Annotated in this window: 16 protein-coding genes, 2 tRNA genes and 1 pseudogene; 7 read left to right on the forward strand and 12 right to left on the reverse strand. The window is 64.5% G+C overall.

The window, feature by feature from the left end:
• Window positions 1-516: IS630 family transposase (locus KBY96_RS07975; protein WP_254978841.1), on the reverse strand; the 516-nt coding region annotated here is incomplete at its 3' end.
• Window positions 517-659: 143 nt separating this feature from the next.
• Between KBY96_RS07975 and KBY96_RS07980 the strand changes: the two are divergent.
• A pseudogene (locus KBY96_RS07980) lies at window positions 660-1,265 on the forward strand (IS5 family transposase); the annotation flags it as partial.
• 301 nt (window positions 1,266-1,566) lie between these two features.
• Here KBY96_RS07980 and KBY96_RS07985 read toward each other — a convergent pair.
• Window positions 1,567-1,902, reverse strand: coding sequence for a hypothetical protein (locus KBY96_RS07985; protein ID WP_254978842.1), 336 nt, complete (start codon window positions 1,900-1,902; stop codon window positions 1,567-1,569).
• Here KBY96_RS07985 and KBY96_RS16530 point away from each other — a divergent pair.
• Complete coding sequence (locus KBY96_RS16530; RefSeq protein WP_396122300.1) at window positions 1,901-2,209, forward strand: DDE-type integrase/transposase/recombinase; 309 nt, start codon at window positions 1,901-1,903, stop codon at window positions 2,207-2,209. The two genes, KBY96_RS07985 and KBY96_RS16530, sit on opposite strands and share 2 nt — an antisense overlap.
• 647 nt (window positions 2,210-2,856) lie before the next feature.
• Here the strand turns inward: KBY96_RS16530 and KBY96_RS07990 are convergent.
• Window positions 2,857-3,633 carry a putative nucleotide-diphospho-sugar transferase gene (locus KBY96_RS07990; RefSeq protein WP_254978843.1) on the reverse strand — a complete coding sequence of 259 codons (777 nt, stop codon included), beginning with the start codon at window positions 3,631-3,633 and terminating at the stop codon, window positions 2,857-2,859.
• Between the two features lie 266 nt (window positions 3,634-3,899).
• Window positions 3,900-4,820 carry a lipoyl synthase gene (lipA, locus tag KBY96_RS07995; RefSeq protein WP_254978844.1) on the reverse strand — a complete coding sequence of 307 codons (921 nt, stop codon included), beginning with the start codon at window positions 4,818-4,820 and terminating at the stop codon, window positions 3,900-3,902.
• 149 nt (window positions 4,821-4,969) lie between these two features.
• Between lipA and KBY96_RS08000 the strand changes: the two genes are divergently transcribed.
• Window positions 4,970-5,043: transfer RNA gene (locus tag KBY96_RS08000), tRNA-Pro, on the forward strand.
• On the opposite strand, the gene cobJ is transcribed toward KBY96_RS08000, so the two are convergent.
• The gene (gene cobJ / locus KBY96_RS08005; RefSeq protein ID WP_254978845.1) at window positions 5,035-6,858 is read right to left on the reverse strand and encodes a precorrin-3B C(17)-methyltransferase; all 1,824 of its coding nucleotides are present in this window, start codon (window positions 6,856-6,858) and stop codon (window positions 5,035-5,037) included. The two genes, KBY96_RS08000 and cobJ, sit on opposite strands and share 9 nt — an antisense overlap.
• Window positions 6,855-8,066 carry a hypothetical protein gene (locus tag KBY96_RS08010; RefSeq protein ID WP_254978846.1) on the reverse strand — a complete coding sequence of 404 codons (1,212 nt, stop codon included), beginning with the start codon at window positions 8,064-8,066 and terminating at the stop codon, window positions 6,855-6,857. The genes cobJ and KBY96_RS08010 overlap by 4 nt, the downstream gene beginning before the upstream one ends.
• A 464-nt stretch (window positions 8,067-8,530) precedes the next feature.
• Here KBY96_RS08010 and psaA point away from each other — a divergent pair, with 464 nt between their 5' ends.
• Window positions 8,531-10,834 (forward strand): photosystem I core protein PsaA, encoded by a 2,304-nt coding sequence (psaA, locus tag KBY96_RS08015; protein WP_254978847.1) that lies wholly within the window; start codon window positions 8,531-8,533, stop codon window positions 10,832-10,834.
• 18 nt (window positions 10,835-10,852) lie between these two features.
• Window positions 10,853-13,069 carry a photosystem I core protein PsaB gene (gene psaB / locus KBY96_RS08020; RefSeq protein WP_254978848.1) on the forward strand — a complete coding sequence of 739 codons (2,217 nt, stop codon included), beginning with the start codon at window positions 10,853-10,855 and terminating at the stop codon, window positions 13,067-13,069.
• An 88-nt stretch (window positions 13,070-13,157) separates the two neighbouring features.
• On the opposite strand, the gene KBY96_RS08025 is transcribed toward psaB, so the two are convergent.
• From KBY96_RS08025 to KBY96_RS08035, 3 genes are all read right to left on the reverse strand, one after another.
• Window positions 13,158-13,499, reverse strand: a complete 342-nt coding sequence (locus tag KBY96_RS08025) for a hypothetical protein (RefSeq protein WP_254978849.1) — start codon at window positions 13,497-13,499, stop codon at window positions 13,158-13,160.
• Between the two features lie 68 nt (window positions 13,500-13,567).
• A complete protein-coding gene (locus KBY96_RS08030; RefSeq protein WP_254978850.1) occupies window positions 13,568-14,056 on the reverse strand; it encodes a photosystem I reaction center subunit XI in 489 nt (162 codons plus the stop codon).
• A gap of 50 nt (window positions 14,057-14,106) precedes the next feature.
• The gene (locus KBY96_RS08035) at window positions 14,107-14,223 is read right to left on the reverse strand and encodes a photosystem I reaction center subunit VIII (protein ID WP_254978851.1); all 117 of its coding nucleotides are present in this window, start codon (window positions 14,221-14,223) and stop codon (window positions 14,107-14,109) included.
• A gap of 90 nt (window positions 14,224-14,313) precedes the next feature.
• Here KBY96_RS08035 and KBY96_RS08040 point away from each other — a divergent pair, with 90 nt between their 5' ends.
• On the forward strand, window positions 14,314-14,841 hold the full coding sequence (locus tag KBY96_RS08040) for a hypothetical protein (protein WP_254978852.1): 528 nt from the start codon (window positions 14,314-14,316) through the stop codon (window positions 14,839-14,841).
• On the opposite strand, the gene KBY96_RS08045 is transcribed toward KBY96_RS08040, so the two are convergent.
• Window positions 14,802-15,752, reverse strand: coding sequence for a glycosyltransferase family 2 protein (locus KBY96_RS08045; protein WP_254978853.1), 951 nt, complete (start codon window positions 15,750-15,752; stop codon window positions 14,802-14,804). The genes KBY96_RS08040 and KBY96_RS08045 overlap by 40 nt on opposite strands.
• Before the next feature lie 24 nt (window positions 15,753-15,776).
• A complete protein-coding gene (locus tag KBY96_RS08050) occupies window positions 15,777-16,565 on the reverse strand; it encodes a C40 family peptidase (protein WP_254978854.1) in 789 nt (262 codons plus the stop codon).
• A 32-nt stretch (window positions 16,566-16,597) separates the two neighbouring features.
• Between KBY96_RS08050 and KBY96_RS08055 the strand changes: the two genes are divergently transcribed.
• Window positions 16,598-17,527: a serine hydrolase gene (locus KBY96_RS08055; protein ID WP_254978855.1), complete on the forward strand. Its 930-nt coding sequence runs from the start codon at window positions 16,598-16,600 to the stop codon at window positions 17,525-17,527.
• Between the two features lie 7 nt (window positions 17,528-17,534).
• Here the strand turns inward: KBY96_RS08055 and KBY96_RS08060 are convergent.
• Window positions 17,535-17,623, reverse strand: a tRNA-Ser gene (locus KBY96_RS08060).
• Window positions 17,624-17,628 lie beyond the last annotated feature (5 nt).

The following is a 17,628-nucleotide window of genomic DNA, read 5'->3' on the forward strand; positions in this document are numbered from 1 at the left end:
GACGCAGAGCACCATTGCCTTGTCCGGTGGGTTCAGGTAGAGACCGAGGATGTCGCGGACCTTCTCCACAAAGAACGGGTCGGTGGAGAGCTTGAAATGCTTCTGCCTGTGGGGCTGCACTGAGAAGGTCTGCAACCAGCGATGGACGGTGGTTTTTGAGATGCCAGTCGCCGCAGCCAGAGAGCGGGCACTCCACTGGGTACCGCCATCGGCGGGCTTGGTCTGGAGGGTCCGGTTGATCACCTCAGCCACGGTGTCGTCCTCGTAGGTGCGCGGTCGGCCGGGTCTGAGTTCGTCGTGCAGCCCTTCCAGGCCCAGCTCCCGATACCGCTTGCGCCACTTGCCGACCGTCATCCCCGTCAGCCCCATTCGCTTGGCGATGGCCGTGTTGGTTTCGCCAGCAGCGCAGGCCAGCACGATCTGGGCACGCTGAACAATGGAGTGAGGCAGTGAACGGGAGCTGGCGAGGGCCTGGAGCTGCTGAACCTCGTCGTCGCTGAGAACCAGCGGTGGCATCGGACGTCCAAGCGCCACGGAGCACCTCAGGTGACACTCCTGATTCAAGCTGTTATTTCCGGGACGGCACACTAGGGAGACCCTGGAAAACCCAGCCTGACCACGGGACAATGGTGCTGTGATCACACGCCAGGACTGGGGTGATGGGGCGTAAGCAGCTGGGATTTGGCGATTACGAGCAGACCACCGCCAAGAAGCGCACCAATCGGGAGAAGTTCCTGGCTGAGATGGACCAGGTGGTGCCCTGGGGAGCACTGATCGAATTGATCGAGCCCCACTACCCCAAGACCGGCAGCAAAGGCGGCCAGCCGCCCTACCCGCTGGCCACCATGCTGCGGGTCCACCTGATGCAGCAGCGGTACTCGCTGAGCGATCCAGCGATGGAGGATGCCTTGATCGAGGTGCCGACGATGCGGTGGTTTGCGGGCATCGACATGCTCAGCAATCGGATCCCCGATGAGACGACGATCCTGGCGTTCCGGCACCTGCTGGAGAAGAACAAACTGGGCGAGCAGATCTTTGAAACGGTCAAGGGCCATCTCAAGGACCGAGGGATGGCCATGAAGCAGGCCACGATCATCGATACCACCTTGATCGCCGCGCCCAGTTCCACAAAGAACAAGGCTCATGACCGGGATCCGGAGATGCACCAGACCAAAAAGGGCAACCAGTGGTATTTCGGGATGAAGATCCATGCGGGCGTGGACAAGGACACGGGCCTGATCAACACCATCGTCACCACTGCCGCCAAGGCCCAGGGCTGATTCAAAGTCTCGGCCTGGTTTCGGTTCTGGTTGCCGCAGCCCAACCCATGCTGAAACTTTGAATCAGCCCTGGGTGCAAGGTAGCGACAAGGGGCATAAGATCACCTTGATTGGGCACAGATCAATCTCTGAGAACATCTGGTGGAGCAATCCGGCGATGTCTGATCTCAGGAGACGCTCAAGCCCTTGTTGCCCAGAGCTTCCTTAACCCTGGACGGAAGGAACAGTGTTCAGCCTCAATGTAGACCTCACTTGGATGCCTGCCCTCCCTTTACACTGTACTGTCTTACATGAAAGACCTCCACAGGAAGCGGGCCAGGCTGATTTCAGCATCCCAGCCATCGCTGTAGGCACGCGATAGTGTTCCTCTTACTGCTCGTTCGCGACTGGAGGAGGCCCTTACAATGTAAAGGCCCAGCGTCTTGGGCTTCACTCCAGCAGCCTTTCCCGCTTGGTGCGCCAGGCCCGCATCGACCTCGGCCAGGCCGGTCCCCGCCACCAAGGTCTGCTTAGCAGCGAGGAGCGCGCTGAACTCAACAGGCTCTGCAATGTCTGTGGACAATCTGATTGAATACTGTTCAACCTGACTGACACGGGACAACCACTGCTGGGACAGCGACATCACCTACCTTCGCACCACAGCGGGCTGGCGATACCTGGCTGTCTGGATCGACCTGTTCAGCCGTCGTGTCGTCGGCTGGACGCTGGATCAGCGGAAGGATGCCGCTCTGGTGGTCGAGGCCCTCCACAGTCCCCTCGCTCACCGTCTGGTGGAACCGGAGCAGCTGCTCCGGCACGTGGATCAGGGCAGCCTGTACCGGGCCACTGACTACCGAGATCTGCTCAGGGAGCAGAAGATTGTTTGCAGCATGTCCGCTAAGGACTGCTGCTGTGACAACTCGGCGGTGGAGAGCTTTTTCCTACTCTGAATCTGGAACTGCAGCTCAATGACACTCCTTGAGTGCCCATAAGTCCTCTGCAACTGTAGCAGGATCTGGCCTGCTGGATTGAGGCTTATTCCAATCGAAAATTACGGCACTCATTGATCGATTGCGTTAGCAAAATCCTCTACAAGCTGAAGTTCTTTGCTGCCTTTGCATTTAGGCCTATGAACCCTGACCGCTATCCACGAAATCGGGGGTAACCAGACTTCTAGGCAGAGCCTAGTAGCGATGTGCCTTCGCGCCAACATCGGTGGCCGTGAAGCTGAGATCAGCCCTGCCCTCCTTCTGTAGAGGCAGAACAATGCAGGAGCCCCATAGTGCAGTGGGAGGCAGAACTCCACATCGGATCTACACCAAGACCGAACGCTGTTCCTGTCGTGCAGGGTTGACGATGTCGGCAGGCAAAACTATCGATCAAAAAGCTCACATCGTGCACTTCTTCTTATGCTTGGTGAGCTTTGGCGGGGACCTGCTCCAATCGCCGTATACAGCCGATTGTCGTGCATCTATACATTTCTGTCCTTTTATCTGAGAAGAGTTGTGCCATCATTGGCTAACATCTGCAGATCTTTTTGGCCGGGGGCGCATAATTCATACTCCTATACCCAGGGAGGCCGTCCAGGGTCAGATGCTTATTGACCGGACTCAGCTTCATGAAAAGCATCCATAAGTGCGGCCTTGGCTTTTATGCCAATAGTCCAATTAGCGTGGAAGAGGATAGGATCTCTTTTCCTCTTTGTGGCTTCAGTAGCCGGCTTGAATCTTGCGTAGATAGGCCCCATGTAACCCACTGGAAACATGACCTGAGACAAGAAATAAACCTTTTTGTAAACGTCGATACAACCTGATATATGCTTATAGAAGGTGGCTTGATCGTGCTGGCCCTCCCCTGAGATTATGGCGGCACATTGCTCTTTATGCAATGTTTCAAGTAGCGTGATATTGGTCTCGCAGTATTTGAACCCCATAAACCCGGTGCATGGATGCTTGGGAAATATGTGACTGCCTTCATCTTGAACCAATATGTCATAAGCCTTCCATATCTTGCCAAACGATGCCAATGGGATGGCCGATAGTACTTTGATATCGGCATCAATAAAGATCGCATCATCTGATTTCGATTTCATCGCTTCAAGCAAAGCAATCCACTTGAAGGACGACTTGATGTTGAAGTCAAACGAGTTGTAAAGCGAATATTTCGACGGTGAGATCGCGTTAAGCATCTCTGGCCTGCCTAAATCAACAGCTTCCACTCCAAGTCCGGACAGTGTTGATAGAATGCTGTCCTTGTCAAGGGAATAGTAAATGACGATAGCCTGCTCTGGGTGGGCGGATCGAATTGACTTGACGCTTCTTTCCTGAAGCTCCCATGTTTCGTTTCCGATTAATAGGCCAACAAAAACTGTCATTTCAAAGGTTGCTCGGGGTGGCTATCTTGACTGGTGGGGAAAGAGGCTTGAGTGCTCTGAGCTTGAGAGCGAACAGGGTGGAGTGACGGGCAATCATTCCCGAGGCGATGAATCGCCATATTGATCCACATTTAATGGTCAGAAATCTTCTGTCAAGTTATCCGTTTACGGGGTTGCTGGTGATGGAGATCGGTGGGGTGCCAGCCCCGCCCCCGCGGAGGCGAGGCACGGGGGCGTCCCCCTTCAACTAGACGGCCACGGCGCATTCAATCAGAAAAGCCAGCTACCTTTCTCGGAAATCTCCGGGGCGGCACAACAGGTCTCGGATTCTCTCTCATCAGCCGCCTCACCTCCCCAGCGTGGTAGCTGCTGCGCGTCAGCGGTGAGCTCACCACCTGCAGAAAGCCCATTTCCTGCTCCCCATGCCGGCGGTAGCCTTCGAACTGCTCCGGCGTCACGAAGCGGTCCACCGGCAGGTGCTTCGGGCCGGGCGAGAGGTACTGACCGATGGTCACGATGTCCACGGCGTGACGCCGCAGGTCAGCCATCACCTCCAGCACCTCCTCATCGCTCTCTCCTAGCCCCACCATCAGCCCGGACTTGGTGAAGGCGCGTGGCCAACCCTCGCGCACCCGCTGCAGCAGCTCCAGCGACCGTTCATAGATGGCCTGAGGCCGGGCCCGCCTGTAGAGCCTGGGCACTGTTTCGATGTTGTGGTTGAACACGTGGGGCGCTGCCTCCATCACGGCGGCCAGGGCGTCCCAGTTGCCGCAGAAGTCGGGGATCAACAGTTCGATCGTGGTGTCCGGCGAGCGGCGGCGCACCGCCTCGATGCAGGCCACGAACTGGCTGGCGCCGCCGTCGGCCAAGTCGTCGCGGTTCACGGCGGTGATCACCACGTGGCGCAGGCCCAGGCGCTCCACCGCTTCCCCCAGCCTCTGGGGCTCGGTGGAATCGAGGGCCCGCACGCTTTTGTCGAAGTCGATGTCGCAGTAGGGGCAGGCCCGGGTGCAGCCGGGCCCCATGATCAAAAAGGTAGCGGTGCCGCCGGCGAAGCACTCGCCGATGTTGGGGCAGCTGGCCTCCTGGCACACCGTGTTCAGCTTGAGGTCCGCCAGCAGGTCGGCCACCGCCCCGATGCGCTCCCGCTGGGGGGCCTTGACGCGCAGCCAGTCGGGTTTCAACACGGCGGCAGGGACCCGGATCGGGCCGGCGGGAGGGCAGGAGCTGACTTTAGAAATATCACGCCAGGCATGGTCTGCGACCAGCCCAGTTTCAGGGGGGGGGAGGCGGCTCCAGGCTTCTCCTTGCGGGCCATCCCCTAAAGTCCAGCCATCGGGATGTAGCGCAGCTTGGTAGCGCACTTCGTTCGGGACGAAGGGGCCGCAGGTTCGAATCCTGTCATCCCGACTTGTCAGTGAGCTCGGCACCCGGGTAACCCCTTGGTGTCACCACCCAGCCCTCCTGCTCTCTGGTGCTGCTGTTGCCCATCAGCACCAGGGTGAGCATGTCCACCTGGTCGAGCGGCAGAGCATCCAGTCGGTGCACGCTCACCCGCTCGGCGTCCCGTCCCAGCTGCCGGGCCAGCACCACCGGGGTGGAACCGGGACGTTCGCCCAGCAGGATCTCTCGGGCCCGCTCCAGCTGCCAGTGGCGATCCCGCGAGCGCGGGTTGTAGAGCGCCACCACGAAATCGCCCGCCGCGGCCGCCCGCAGCCGTTGTTCGATCACGGCCCAGGGGGTGAGCCTGTCGCTGAGGCTGATGGTGCAGAAGTCGTGCATCAGCGGAGCGCCCACCCGGGCGGCCGCCAGCTGCAGCGCGGAGATGCCGGGGTGCACCGTGAAACCGGGCCGGCCATCGCCGGGTTGCTGGAGCCACAGCTCCAGGGCCAGGCCCGCCATGGCGTAGATGCCGCTGTCTCCCGAGGACACCAGGGCCACGTTCAGCCCCTGGCTCGCCAGCTCCAGCGCCAGCTCGCAGCGCGCCCGCTCTTCGGTGAGCTGGCCGTCGCAGCGCAGCTGGTCGGGCCGGCGCAGGGGCTCCAGCAGATCGAGATAGAGCCCGTAGCCCACCCACACCGTGGCTTCAGCGAGGGCCCTGCGGGCATCGGGGGTGAGCAGATCGAGCCGCCCCGGGCCGCTGCCCACCAGGTGCAGATGTCCGCGCTGCGGAGCCCACTGCCCATCGGCCTGGGCAATCGCCAGGGTGGCGGCGCCCTGCTCCCCGCCTGCGCCATGGAGCACCTGCTTCCCCGCCAGCAGCCCTGCCTTGGGACCGGCCGCCAGCAGCGCGGCCGCCTCGGCCACGCTGGCCGTGCCCATCTCGGCCGCCACCACCGCTGAGGGGTTGGGCACCGATACCGCGTCCAGGTGGGCGGCTGAGAACCAGCGCAGGGGCCAGTGGCGGCGCCGGGCCAGCTCCAGCAGGGCGGGTTCGTCGGCCTTGCGATCGATGCTGGCCAGCCCTGCCACGGCCTCGGGGGCCAGCTGCAGCTGCTCCAGTCGCCCGTCCACCAGCCGCTCCAGCAGCTCTAGGCAGGTGTGGCGCTCACAGCCGAGCCCCAACCACAGCCCGGGGGGGTGCCAACGGCAGCCGGGTCCGGCGTGGATGGTGATCAGCAGATCCGCCTCACCCTCGCTGTGCGGATCGCTGCACGCCCGCAGGCTCAGCCCGGTGGCGGCCTGCAGCTGCTGCCAGCGCCGGTTGCCGGCGCTCTGGCTCACCACCGGGGCCGCCCGCGGTGCCGTCTCAGCCTGGGCCGCCCGTTTCATCAGTGCCGTCCAGTCGCCGCCCGAGCCCCGCCGCCAGCCCCAGGCCCGGCCGAAGCTGTCCAGCGCCAGCCGTTGCCGACCGCCGCTGCTGCCGGTGCTCACCAGCTGGGCTCCCAGCACGGCGGCCACCTGCTGGCCGAGCGCTTCGGCCCCGGCCTGATGGCCCCCCAGCAGCGGGATCACAAAGCGCCCCTGGGGATCGAGCACCACCACGGCCGGATCCCGGTGCTTGCCCGCCAGCAACGGGGCCACCAGCCGCACCACCAGTCCGCAGGCACCCACCACCACAAATCCCCGCGCGCCCGTCCAGTGCTCCCGAAGCCAGCCAGGCAGGGGGGGATCGCCGCAGAGAACCGGCGGCGCTGTCAGCAGCCCCGCCTGCAGCAGGGGCATCAGCAGAGCCTCCCCCCCGGCACTGAAGCTGAGCCCCCAGAGGCCGCCGTTGTTGCTCATGCCGCCGACTCCGGCTGCCCGTTCGGGGACAGCCCGTTCACGCTGGTGCCCTCGCTCTCCTGGGGCGCCTCCTCGGTGGGCAGCGCTTCCGCCGGATCAGGCCCATCCCCATGCCCGCGTGGCTCGGCATCGGCTTGCGCAGCGGCTGCGGGCGCAGTCTCTGCAGCGGCTGGTTCGGCCGGTTCTGCAGGCTCCTCTTGCGCAGGCTCCTCAGCGGTGGCGGCCTCGGGGTCTGCAGCCGGGGCCGTGCCCAGCACCTGCGCCAGTTCCTCCTCGCTCAACGCTCCCCCCAGCCAGCGGGGCCGCGGGCCGGCGGCCCCCAGGGTCACCTCCCGCACCAGCGTGTTGAACGGGGGATTGAGAGGCTCGCCGCGCTCATCCACCAGTTCCATCAAGAGGCTGTTGCTGCCGGTGCGCCAGCCCTTGAGCCACAGCGGGGCGTTCTGGTCCACCAGGAAACTGTCGCCGTTGATCGTCACCCGCAGCCGCCAGCGGGCGTCCCCCTCGCGCAGTCCCTGCAGGGGCGCATCCTGCAGCAACCAGTCGAGCAGCACCGGCTCGGCGCCTGCCAGCTCCGCTGGACTGGCCACGATCAGCTGCGGCGTGCCCGGTGCCGGCACGCCCAGCGGATTGATGGCCACCCGGTGCAGCCGGATCTGGGCGGAAGCCCCCGGGTTCTTCACCACCTCCCCCCAGGGCCGAACGGCCGTGACGGTGATGCGGTGGCTGCCCGGGGCCAAAGGGTCCATCGGCACGGCCAGATCGAAGCGCTCGGCGGTGGCGCCGTCTCCTGTGAGGCGCAGGGGCGGTTCGTCATCCACCTGCACGGCCAGATGGGCCCCAAGGCCAAGCGGGCCGGCATCGGTGAGTGGCCAGTCGCTGCCGCGGATACGCAGGGTCCAGCTCCCGGCAGGGAGCAGGCTGCCGTCCTCAGGGGCGGTGATGGCCAGCTGCGGCCTGTGCTGATCGAGGGCTTGCCGCAGCTGCTGCACCGGCGGCGGTGGCGCCACCTCCTGCAGGCGGCCGGCCGCTCCGGCCGCGCCCAGGGGCAGGGGCTCAGGGGCGCCGCTGTTGCGGCTGAGCCGGGAGCAGCCGGAGGGCGCCAGCAGCACCAGCAGCAGGGCTCCGCTGAGCAGCACCCGCAGCAGCCGGCGCCATTGTTTGCCAGCTCCGCCGGCCCGCACCACCCTCACCCGCCCTGTCCCCATGGATCTGGAGGCATTCTGCTGGCCCGGACGGCTTGCCTCCAGTCCGGCCGTCAACCGCACCAGTAACGGTAGGGATATGATTCAAATGACGCGAATGAAGACTAGTCGATATAGCTTTCTTTCCTTCAGGTGCCAGTCGTGCACTGGGGATCGGGGGTATTGAACCTTTGTTACTGAGCCCAGAAGCATCTTGAGCGTGGCTCTTATGCTGCGCCGAGCGGTCCCCTATCTGGGGCCTGGCCCCAGCCTCCACAGCGGTTTTGCGAATCCTCGCCTTTGGCGAGCCCTCGCTGAAGCCGCTGCGGCTGGAGCCCATGGACGGCCCCGGTTCGCCCGGTCCGTCCATGGGGCCCGATCACGGCGCCTCCCTCGCTGGTTTCCAGTTCCTGGTTTCCAGCGGATGAGGCCTCGCTCCCCAGGGGTGGGGACCCCCACCTCGACTCTGTCCCTCGAGGAAACACTCGATGACCATCAGCCCACCAGAGCGTGGGAAAAAGGCTGAGGCCATGGTCGACCGGAACCGCGTTCCGGCCACGTTCGAGCTTTTTGAAAAGCCCGGGCATTTCGACCGCAGCCTGGCCAAAGGTCCCAAAACCACAACCTGGATTTGGAACCTCCACGCCAACGCTCACGACTTCGACAGCCACACGAGCGACCTCGAAGAGGTCTCTCGCAAGATCTTCTCGGCTCACTTCGGCCATCTGGCCGTCATTTTCATCTGGCTGAGCGGCGCCTTCTATCACGGTGCCCGCTTCTCCAATTACACCGGCTGGCTGGCTGACCCCCTGCACGTCAAGCCTTCAGCTCAGGTGGTCTGGCCGATCTTTGGCCAGGAAATTCTCAACGGCGATGTGGGTGCCGGGTTCAACGGCATTCAGATCACCTCCGGTCTCTTCCATGTCTGGAGGGCATGGGGCTTCACCAACGAGTACCAGCTGCTCGTCACCGCCATCGGCGCACTGGTAATGGCTGGCCTGATGCTCAACGCCGGGGTCTTCCATTACCACAGAGCCGCCCCGAAGCTGGAGTGGTTCCAGAACGTTGAGTCCATGCTCAACCACCACCTGGCTGGCCTGCTGGGTCTGGGCTCCCTCTCCTGGACAGGACACCTCCTGCACGTGTCCCTGCCCACCACGGCCCTGATGGATGCCATCGATGCCGGTGAGCCCCTGGCCATCAACGGCCAGACCATCGCCTCCTATGGCGATATTCCGCTCCCCCACGAGTTCCTCAACCAGGACGTCATTTCCCAGCTGTATCCAGGTTTCGGTGCCGGCATTTCTGCCTTCTTCACCGGCAACTGGGCGGCTTACAGCGACTTCCTCACCTTCAAGGGCGGCCTCAACCCCGTCACTGGAAGCCTATGGATGACCGATATCGCCCACCACCACTTGGCGATCGCGGTGCTGTTCATCGTTGCCGGTCACATGTACCGGACCAACTGGGGCATCGGCCACAGCATCAAGGAAATCCTGGAAGGTCAGAAGGGTGATCCCCTGCTGTTCCCTGCCACCAATGGGCACGACGGCCTGTTCGAGTTCATGACCACCAGCTGGCATGCCCAACTGGGTGTGAACCTGGCTCTGTTCGGCTCGCTCACCATCATCGTGGCGCATCACATGTATGCGATGCCGCCCTATCCCTACATTGGGATCGATTACCCCACCCAGGTGTCGCTATTCACCCACCACATGTGGATCGGCGGCTTCCTGATCGTCGGAGCCGGTGCCCACTCGGCCATCGCACTCATCCGCGACTACGACCCGGCCAAGAACATCGACAACGTTCTGGATCGGGTGCTGAAAGCCCGTGATGCCCTGATCAGCCACCTCAACTGGGTGTGCATTTTCCTGGGCTTCCACAGCTTCGGCCTCTACATCCACAACGACACCATGCGTGCCCTGGGACGTCCCCAGGACATGTTCAGTGACTCCGCCATTGCTCTGAAGCCAATCTTCGCGCAGTGGATCCAGGGTCTCCATGCCGCCGCCGCCGGCACCACCGCTCCCAATGCCCTCGCGGGTGTGAGCGAGGTGTTCAACGGCTCCGTGGTGGCTGTGGGTGGCAAGGTTGCGGCTGGCCCGATTCCCCTGGGCACGGCGGACTTCATGGTCCACCACATCCACGCCTTCACGATCCACGTCACCGTGCTGATCCTGCTGAAGGGTGTGCTCTATGCCCGCAGCTCCCGCCTCGTCCCCGACAAGGCGAACCTCGGCTTCCGCTTCCCCTGCGACGGCCCCGGCCGTGGCGGGACCTGCCAGGTCTCAGCCTGGGACCATGTGTTCCTGGGTCTGTTCTGGATGTACAACTCCCTGTCGATCGTGATCTTCCACTTCTCCTGGAAGATGCAGAGCGACGTGTGGGGCACCGTCAATGCAGATGGCAGCGTCCAGCACATCACCAACGGCAACTTCGCTCAGAGCGCCATCACCATCAATGGCTGGCTGCGTGATTTCCTGTGGGCCCAGGCCGCACAGGTGATCAACAGCTATGGCTCCAGCTCCAGTGCCTATGGCCTGATGTTCCTGGGTTCCCACTTCATCTGGGCCTTCAGCCTGATGTTCCTGTTCAGCGGCCGCGGCTACTGGCAGGAGCTGATTGAGTCCATCGTCTGGGCTCACAACAAACTGAAGGTGGCGCCGGCCATTCAGCCCCGTGCGCTCTCCATCACTCAGGGCCGTGCCGTGGGTGTCGCTCATTACCTTCTGGGCGGCATCGCGACCACTTGGTCCTTCTTCCTGGCCCGCATGATTGCGGTCGGCTGACCTTTCTGACCTTTCCCAATGGCAACGAAATTTCCTTCGTTCAGCCGGGGTCTGGCGCAGGACCCGACAACCCGCCGAATTTGGTACGGGATTGCCACGGCTCACGACTTCGAGAGCCACGACGGCATGACCGAGGAGCGGCTTTACCAGAAGCTGTTCTCCACCCACTTCGGACACCTGGCCGTTATCGGCCTCTGGGTTTCGGGCAACCTGTTCCATATCGCCTGGCAGGGCAACTTTGAACAGTGGGTCGCCGATCCGCTGAATGTCCGTCCCATCGCTCACGCGATCTGGGATCCCCACTTCGGTGAAGGGGCCATCAACGCCTTCACCCAAGCCGGTGCCTCCTCTCCGGTGAATGTGGCCTACTCAGGCCTCTACCACTGGTGGTACACGATCGGCATGACCACCAATGCCGAGCTGTACCAGGGCGCCATCTTCATGATGATCCTGTCGGCGTGGGCTCTCTTCGCCGGCTGGCTCCACCTCCAGCCCAAGTTCCGGCCTTCCCTGGCCTGGTTCAAGAACGCTGAATCACGACTCAACCATCACCTGGCGGTTCTGTTCGGCTTCAGCTCCATCGCCTGGACCGGTCACCTGGTTCACGTGGCCATCCCCGAGTCCCGCGGCCAGCACGTGGGCTGGGACAACTTCCTCTCGGTGTCGCCTCACCCGGCAGGTCTGGGGCCCTTCTTCACCGGCAACTGGGGGGTCTATGCCCAGAACCCTGATACCCAGTATCAGCTGTTCGGCACGACTGAAGGTTCCGGTACAGCCATCCTCACCTTCCTGGGTGGCTTCCATCCCCAGACCGAAGCGCTCTGGCTCACTGACATCGCCCATCACCACCTGGCGATTGGTGTGATCTTCGTGATCGCCGGCCACATGTACCGCACCAACTTCGGTATCGGCCACTCGATCCGCGAGATTCTCGAAGCCCACAATCCCCCCAAAGGCACGCCTTTCGGCGGCGCCCTCGGAGCTGGGCACAAGGGTCTCTACGACACCGTCAACAATTCACTGCACTTCCAACTCGGTCTGGCCCTGGCCAGCCTTGGGGTGGCCACCAGCCTGGTGGCGCAGCACATGTATGCGCTGCCGTCCTATGCATTCATTGCCAAGGACTACACCACGCAGGCAGCTCTTTACACCCATCACCAGTACATCGCCATCTTCCTGATGTGCGGTGCCTTCGCCCACGGTGCGATCTTCTTCATCCGTGACTACGACCCCGAGGCCAACAAGAACAATGTTCTGGCCAGGATGCTCGAGCACAAGGAAGCGATCATCAGCCACCTGAGCTGGGTGTCTCTGTTCCTCGGCTTCCACACCCTGGGTCTCTACGTCCATAACGACGTGGTTGTGGCCTTCGGTACCCCCGAGAAGCAGATCCTGGTGGAGCCGGTGTTCGCCCAGTTCGTGCAGGCCTCCTCCGGTAAGGCCCTCTACGGCATGGACGTGCTGCTCTCCAACTCAGAGAGCATCTCCTCCACGGCCGGCGCCGTCTGGCTGCCCGGTTGGCTGGACAGCATCAACTCCGGCACCAACTCCCTGTTCCTCCAGATCGGTCCTGGTGACTTCCTGGTGCACCACGCCATCGCGCTGGGTCTCCACACCACCACCCTGATCCTGGTGAAGGGTGCCCTGGATGCCAGGGGTTCGAAGCTGATGCCCGACAAGAAGGACTTCGGCTACTCCTTCCCCTGCGACGGCCCCGGCCGTGGCGGCACCTGCGACATCAGCGCCTGGGACGCCTTCTATCTGGCTGTCTTCTGGGCCCTGAACACCGTGGGTTGGGTCACCTTCTACTGGCACTGGAAGCACCTCGCCATCTGGCAGGGCAACGTGGCCCAGTTCAACGAATCCAGCACCTATCTGATGGGCTGGTTCCGCGACTACCTCTGGCTCAACAGTTCCCAGCTGATCAACGGCTACAACCCGGCCGGCACCAACAACCTGGCCGTCTGGGCCTGGATGTTCCTGTTCGGTCACCTGGTGTGGGCTACCGGCTTCATGTTCCTGATCTCCTGGCGGGGCTACTGGCAGGAACTGATCGAAACCATCGTCTGGGCGCACCAGCGCACTCCGCTCGCCAACCTGGTGGGCTGGCGTGACAAGCCCGTGGCTCTCTCGATCGTTCAGGCCCGTGTGGTGGGTCTGGCTCACTTCACGGTGGGCTACTTCCTCACCTATGCCGCCTTCCTGATCGCCTCAACGGCTGGCAAGTTCGGCTGACCTTCACCCGACCCTGACCACCCCCTCGAGGGACAACGCCACCCCGGCCAAGGCCGGGGTTTTTTCATGCTTGGCCCCCGTTCGTGCCTCAGCTTCCAGCCCCTGGCTCCTGGGGCTGGCTTTTGCTCGCCTCCAGATAGTTGCTGCGCACGTAGCCCCAGTCTTCGCAGCGCAGCTCATCGCCATCGGTGATGGCCCGCTCGCCGTGCTGGCACTCCACCATGGCCTGATGCCCCTGGCGCATCAGGGCTTCGTTGAACCTGGCGTCGCAGCCGGCCAACGCCACGCCGAGCGGGAGCAGGCCGCCCAGGCAGGCTCCCGCCCAGCGCCGCTGCCTGCCTTGCTTGTGCTGGCGAAGACTGTGGTGGTGAGGGCTGTGGTTGTTAGGGCTGTCGTTGCAGCGTTGGCGGATCAGCTCTGGAGTGTGCATGAAAAAAGCCCCGCTGAGCGGGGCTGGTGATGGGTGGGAGTGATGGATTGGCTGGGGTTGCGGAGCCCTCAGCCTGCGCTCCAGACGCCGCCCAGGTGAGCCAGGGGGCTGGAGAGGGCAATGCTGGCCAGGAACCAGGCGAAGGCGGCGCCGCCGCAGCCACCGAGCCAGAAGCCGCTGGCGAATTCAGCCCAGCCGGCCTTGGTGAACAGGTCGGCGGGAGGATTGTCGATGGTGGCATCGGCGGGTTGCACGTTGGGACCGCTCCCCGCAGTGCTGTAGATCGACAGGCAGACGGTGAGGATCGACACCAGCCCGATCGCGCCCAACAGGCCGGCGGTGCTCGCGTAGTCGGTCATGCGCAGGGGGCCGGTGAAGGCGAACGGCCCATACAGCAGGTAGCCATGGGCCATGCCCACCTCAAGGCCCCGGCGGTTCGGTGACAGGGAGGGGCGATAGGCGGGCAGCGCGTTCAGAAAGGCCTTGCTGAAGTAGCTGCTGTTCACAGGAGTGGCCAGATTGCCGACGCAGGGGTCGGCCACGGGGGTCACAGTCATGGGGTGGTGGAAAAGGGCTGGACTGAGTAGGGCTGGATGGAGGGGCTGCCTCACTCGGTGGCTTCGATCACGTTGAACAGCAGGGCCATGGCCACAGCTGCGCCGAGGATGCCCACGAGGGGAACCAGCACGGAAGGCATCCAGGCGGCAGCGAAATCTCCAGTCATGACAATGGCCGATACTTACCATCTGTACTGTAAAGATCGCCGTTGGGTGCGCCTTTTGGCCGCCCCGCTGGCGACATAAAAGTTCAACCCATGGCACCGTCGATCCTTGCTGGGGCCGCTGCCCTGTTGCTGTTCCTCACCTGGAGTTTGCGTCGCCGCACCCCGCCGGCGCTGCTGCGCTCCACCGACGCCAGCGCCATCGCCGCCCTCAACCGGGCCCAGATCACCCTGCTGCGTACTGGCCCCGGCCGCAGCGACGGAGCGCAGGCCACCGGCACCGCCCCCTCGGCTGGCGTTGCGGCTCAACGGACTGCCAATGAGATCGCCGATGGCGTCATTCCGCCCACCGCCGACGCGCGCCAGCGCGCCCAGCTCAAGGCCCGCCTCGAGCAGCAGCTGCGCGGGGATGGCCAGCAGCGCCTGCAGGCCATGGGCATCGCTCGGCGCTGGGGACAGCCGGACGTGCTGTCGGTGCTGCGCCGGGGCCTGCGCGATGTGGATCCCCGGGTTGTGCGGGAGGCGGCTCGCGGCCTGGAGCGCTTCCGCTGCTGCCCCTGCTCCGCCGCCCGCGCGCGCCCTCAGCTGCCGCTGCCCCGCAACGTCTCGCGCACGCGGTAGATCGGTCGACCCTGGCTCTCGTGATACGTGCGCATCTGCAGCTCGGCCAGCAAGCCGAAGCAGAACAGCTGCACGCCGGTGAGGAAGCTGATCAGGGCCATCAGCAGCAGTGGCCGATCCCCCAGATCAACCCCCAGAATCAGCTTCTCGCCCACCAGCCAGAGGCTGATCAGCAGCCCCGCGCCCATCGCCGCCAGCCCGCCCCCGCCGAACACGTGCATGGGTCGGGTGAGGAAGCGCTTCATGAACCACACCGTGAGCAGGTCCATCAGCACCCGGTAGGTGCGATCGATGCCGTAGTTGCTGCTGCCGAAGCGGCGGGGCTGGTGGTTCACCTGCACCTCGGCGATGCGGGCTCCCTCGATCGCCGCCAGGGCGGGCAGGAAGCGATGCAGCTCGCCGTAGAGGTTGAGGTCGGCGATCACCTCGCGTCGGTAGGCCTTCAGGGAGCAGCCGTAGTCGTGCAGACGCAGGCCGGTGACGCGCCCGATCAGGCGATTGGCGAGTGTGCTGGGCAGCAGGCGGCTGAGGGCAGCGTCCTGGCGCTGGTGGCGCCAGCCGCTCACCAGGTCGTAACCCTCTTCAAGGCGCCGCAGCAACAGGGGGATGTCGCGGGGGTCGTTCTGCAGATCGCCGTCGAGGGTGACGATCACATCCCCCCGGCTGGTGTCGAAGCCGGCGGCCATGGCGGCCGTCTGGCCGTAGTTGCGGCGGAGCAGCACCGCCACCAGCTCCGGAGTGGCAGCCTGCAGCTGCCGCAGCACTGCCGGCGTGCCATCGCCCGAGCCGTCATCCACCAGCACCAGCTCGAAGCCCAGTCCCAGGGGACGCAGGGCGCTGAGCAGGGCGCTCACCAGCAGCGGCAGGCTCTGCGCTTCGTTGTAGAGCGGTACCACCACCGAGAGTTCCAAGGCGCCGCCGCAGCTGGGGGGAACCTACGCGGGCAGGGGGCTGCCATCGTGGCAGCGCATCACCCGCCCGGCACCGCGCAGTTCCCGGCGGTAGTGCTGAGCCACCGGGTGCGCGTTGCGGGGGCTGAGGTTGTCGATCCCGAGACCGTTGCGGCCGTGGGCACGACCCGAGCTGTGCAGATAGCGCCCCCCGCCCAGATGCAGCCCCACATGGGTGCAGCGCTGCGGGCTGCCGAAGAAGATCAGATCACCCGGCTCCAGCAGTTGGCTCTGGCCGGGACGCACGGCCACCGGCTGGCAGAAGCGCTCCTGCAGGTAGGCGTCGCGGGGAAGCCAGATGCCCACGCTGGCGAAGGCGGCCTGCACCACTCCGGAGCAGTCGAAGTTTGGGCCCACGGTGCCCCCCCATTGATAGATGTTGGGGCGCTCCGCCGCCGCCAGGGCCCAGGCGAGCACCTGGGGCAGCAATGGCTGAATGGCGCAGCGCTGCAGCAGCCGCGGCCGGGGTCTGGTGGAGGCCACGGCGATTCCAAGCAGCGCCGCCGGGTTCACCCAGCCTGGGTAGCCATCCTCCAGCAGCCGCACCCGCAGCCGCCTCGGCTCCACCAGCGGGCCGCAGGCCGGCCCTGGGCTGAGCACCTGCAGCCGCCGCCCTCGGGCGGCCTGGGTCGCCAGGCCGTCGCCGCTGGGCCGGGCATGCAGGTTGAGGGCGGCGCGCAATTCCCAGATGCTGCCGGGCCGCAGCAGCTCTCCCGCCACCGGCGTGCCGGCGCCCGGCGCTGTATCGGCTGACTCGAGGGGCAGGGAGGGCATGCCTAATCTCGCCGCAACGGTTGCCGGAAGTGATGGCGTTCTACAGCTCCAGTGCGGCCATGGGCCAGACCCTGGCAGATCTGGTGCGGGCGCTGGAACTGCAGGGTCGCTCCGGCCTGGCCCAGAGGCTCTCGATCACCTGGGTGCGCTATCCGGCCTCCCTGCTGGCTTGCGGAGCTGCCGACGGCCTCGCTACCCCCCCTGCTGCGGCCCAGGGGGCGAGCTGGGGCGGCAACCGTCAGCTCTACCCGGCCAGCGTGGTGAAGTTGGTGTATCTGATCGCCGCCGAGGCCTGGCTGCAGGACGATCTGCTGGTGGACGACCCCGAGCTGCGCCGTGCCCTGGCGGCCATGATCCAGGACTCCAGCAACGACGCCACCGGGCTGGTGGTGGATCTGCTCAGTGGCACCACCAGCGGGCCGGCGCTGCCGGCGGCGGCGATGGCCAGCTGGATCGAGCAGCGGCAACTGGTGAACCAGTGGCTGGCCGCGCTGGGCTGGCCTGAGCTCGAGGGCGTGAATGCCTGCCAGAAAACCTGGGGCGACGGGCCCTTCGGTCGGGAGCGGGAGTTCTACGGGTCCAGCCTGGAGAACCGCAACCGCCTCAGCAGCGATGTCACCGCCAGGCTGCTGCAGGCGGTGATGGCTTCAGCGCTGGTGTCGCCCCCGGCCTGTGGGCGGATGCAGGCCCTGCTGGCCCGCAGCCTCGACCCCGGGCAGCGGGCGGCCGATCCGGAGAACCAGGTGGATGGTTTTCTCGGCGAGGGGCTGCCGCCGGGGGCGCGGTTGTGGAGCAAGGCCGGCTGGATGAGCCAGGCGCGCCACGATGCGGCCTATGTGGAGGTGGATGGCCATGCCCCTTTTGTGCTGGTGGCATTCAGCGAAGGTGAGGCCTGTGCGGCCGACACCACCCTGCTGCCCGAGATCGGCCGCAGGCTCAGCGCCGCCTGCAGGATCGCGTGAGTAACAACGGAGAGGGAGGGATTCGAACCCTCGACAGAAGTTGCCTCCTGTAACTCCTTAGCAGGGAGCCGCTTTCAACCACTCAGCCACCTCTCCAGGGG

Origin of the sequence: Cyanobium sp. ATX 6A2, assembly GCF_024346355.1 — a bacterium.
Lineage (GTDB): Bacteria > Cyanobacteriota > Cyanobacteriia > PCC-6307 > Cyanobiaceae > NIES-981.

What these genes read in the sequence shown, in the direction of transcription:
- KBY96_RS08025 (WP_254978849.1), bottom strand. Translation starts at nt 13,499, where the DNA reads ATGCACACTCCAGAGCTGATCCGCCAACGCTGCAACGACAGCCCTAAC.
- KBY96_RS08010 (WP_254978846.1), bottom strand. Translation starts at nt 8,066, where the DNA reads ATGGGGACAGGGCGGGTGAGGGTGGTGCGGGCCGGCGGAGCTGGCAAA.
- KBY96_RS07985 (WP_254978842.1), bottom strand. Translation starts at nt 1,902, where the DNA reads ATGTCGCTGTCCCAGCAGTGGTTGTCCCGTGTCAGTCAGGTTGAACAG.
- KBY96_RS08055 (WP_254978855.1), top strand. Translation starts at nt 16,598, where the DNA reads ATGGCGTTCTACAGCTCCAGTGCGGCCATGGGCCAGACCCTGGCAGAT.
- KBY96_RS08040 (WP_254978852.1), top strand. Translation starts at nt 14,314, where the DNA reads ATGGCACCGTCGATCCTTGCTGGGGCCGCTGCCCTGTTGCTGTTCCTC.
- psaB (WP_254978848.1), top strand. Translation starts at nt 10,853, where the DNA reads ATGGCAACGAAATTTCCTTCGTTCAGCCGGGGTCTGGCGCAGGACCCG.
- KBY96_RS07990 (WP_254978843.1), bottom strand. Translation starts at nt 3,633, where the DNA reads ATGACAGTTTTTGTTGGCCTATTAATCGGAAACGAAACATGGGAGCTT.
- KBY96_RS08035 (WP_254978851.1), bottom strand. Translation starts at nt 14,223, where the DNA reads ATGACTGGAGATTTCGCTGCCGCCTGGATGCCTTCCGTGCTGGTTCCC.
- KBY96_RS08030 (WP_254978850.1), bottom strand. Translation starts at nt 14,056, where the DNA reads ATGACTGTGACCCCCGTGGCCGACCCCTGCGTCGGCAATCTGGCCACT.
- psaA (WP_254978847.1), top strand. Translation starts at nt 8,531, where the DNA reads ATGACCATCAGCCCACCAGAGCGTGGGAAAAAGGCTGAGGCCATGGTC.
- cobJ (WP_254978845.1), bottom strand. Translation starts at nt 6,858, where the DNA reads ATGAGCAACAACGGCGGCCTCTGGGGGCTCAGCTTCAGTGCCGGGGGG.
- KBY96_RS08050 (WP_254978854.1), bottom strand. Translation starts at nt 16,565, where the DNA reads ATGCCCTCCCTGCCCCTCGAGTCAGCCGATACAGCGCCGGGCGCCGGC.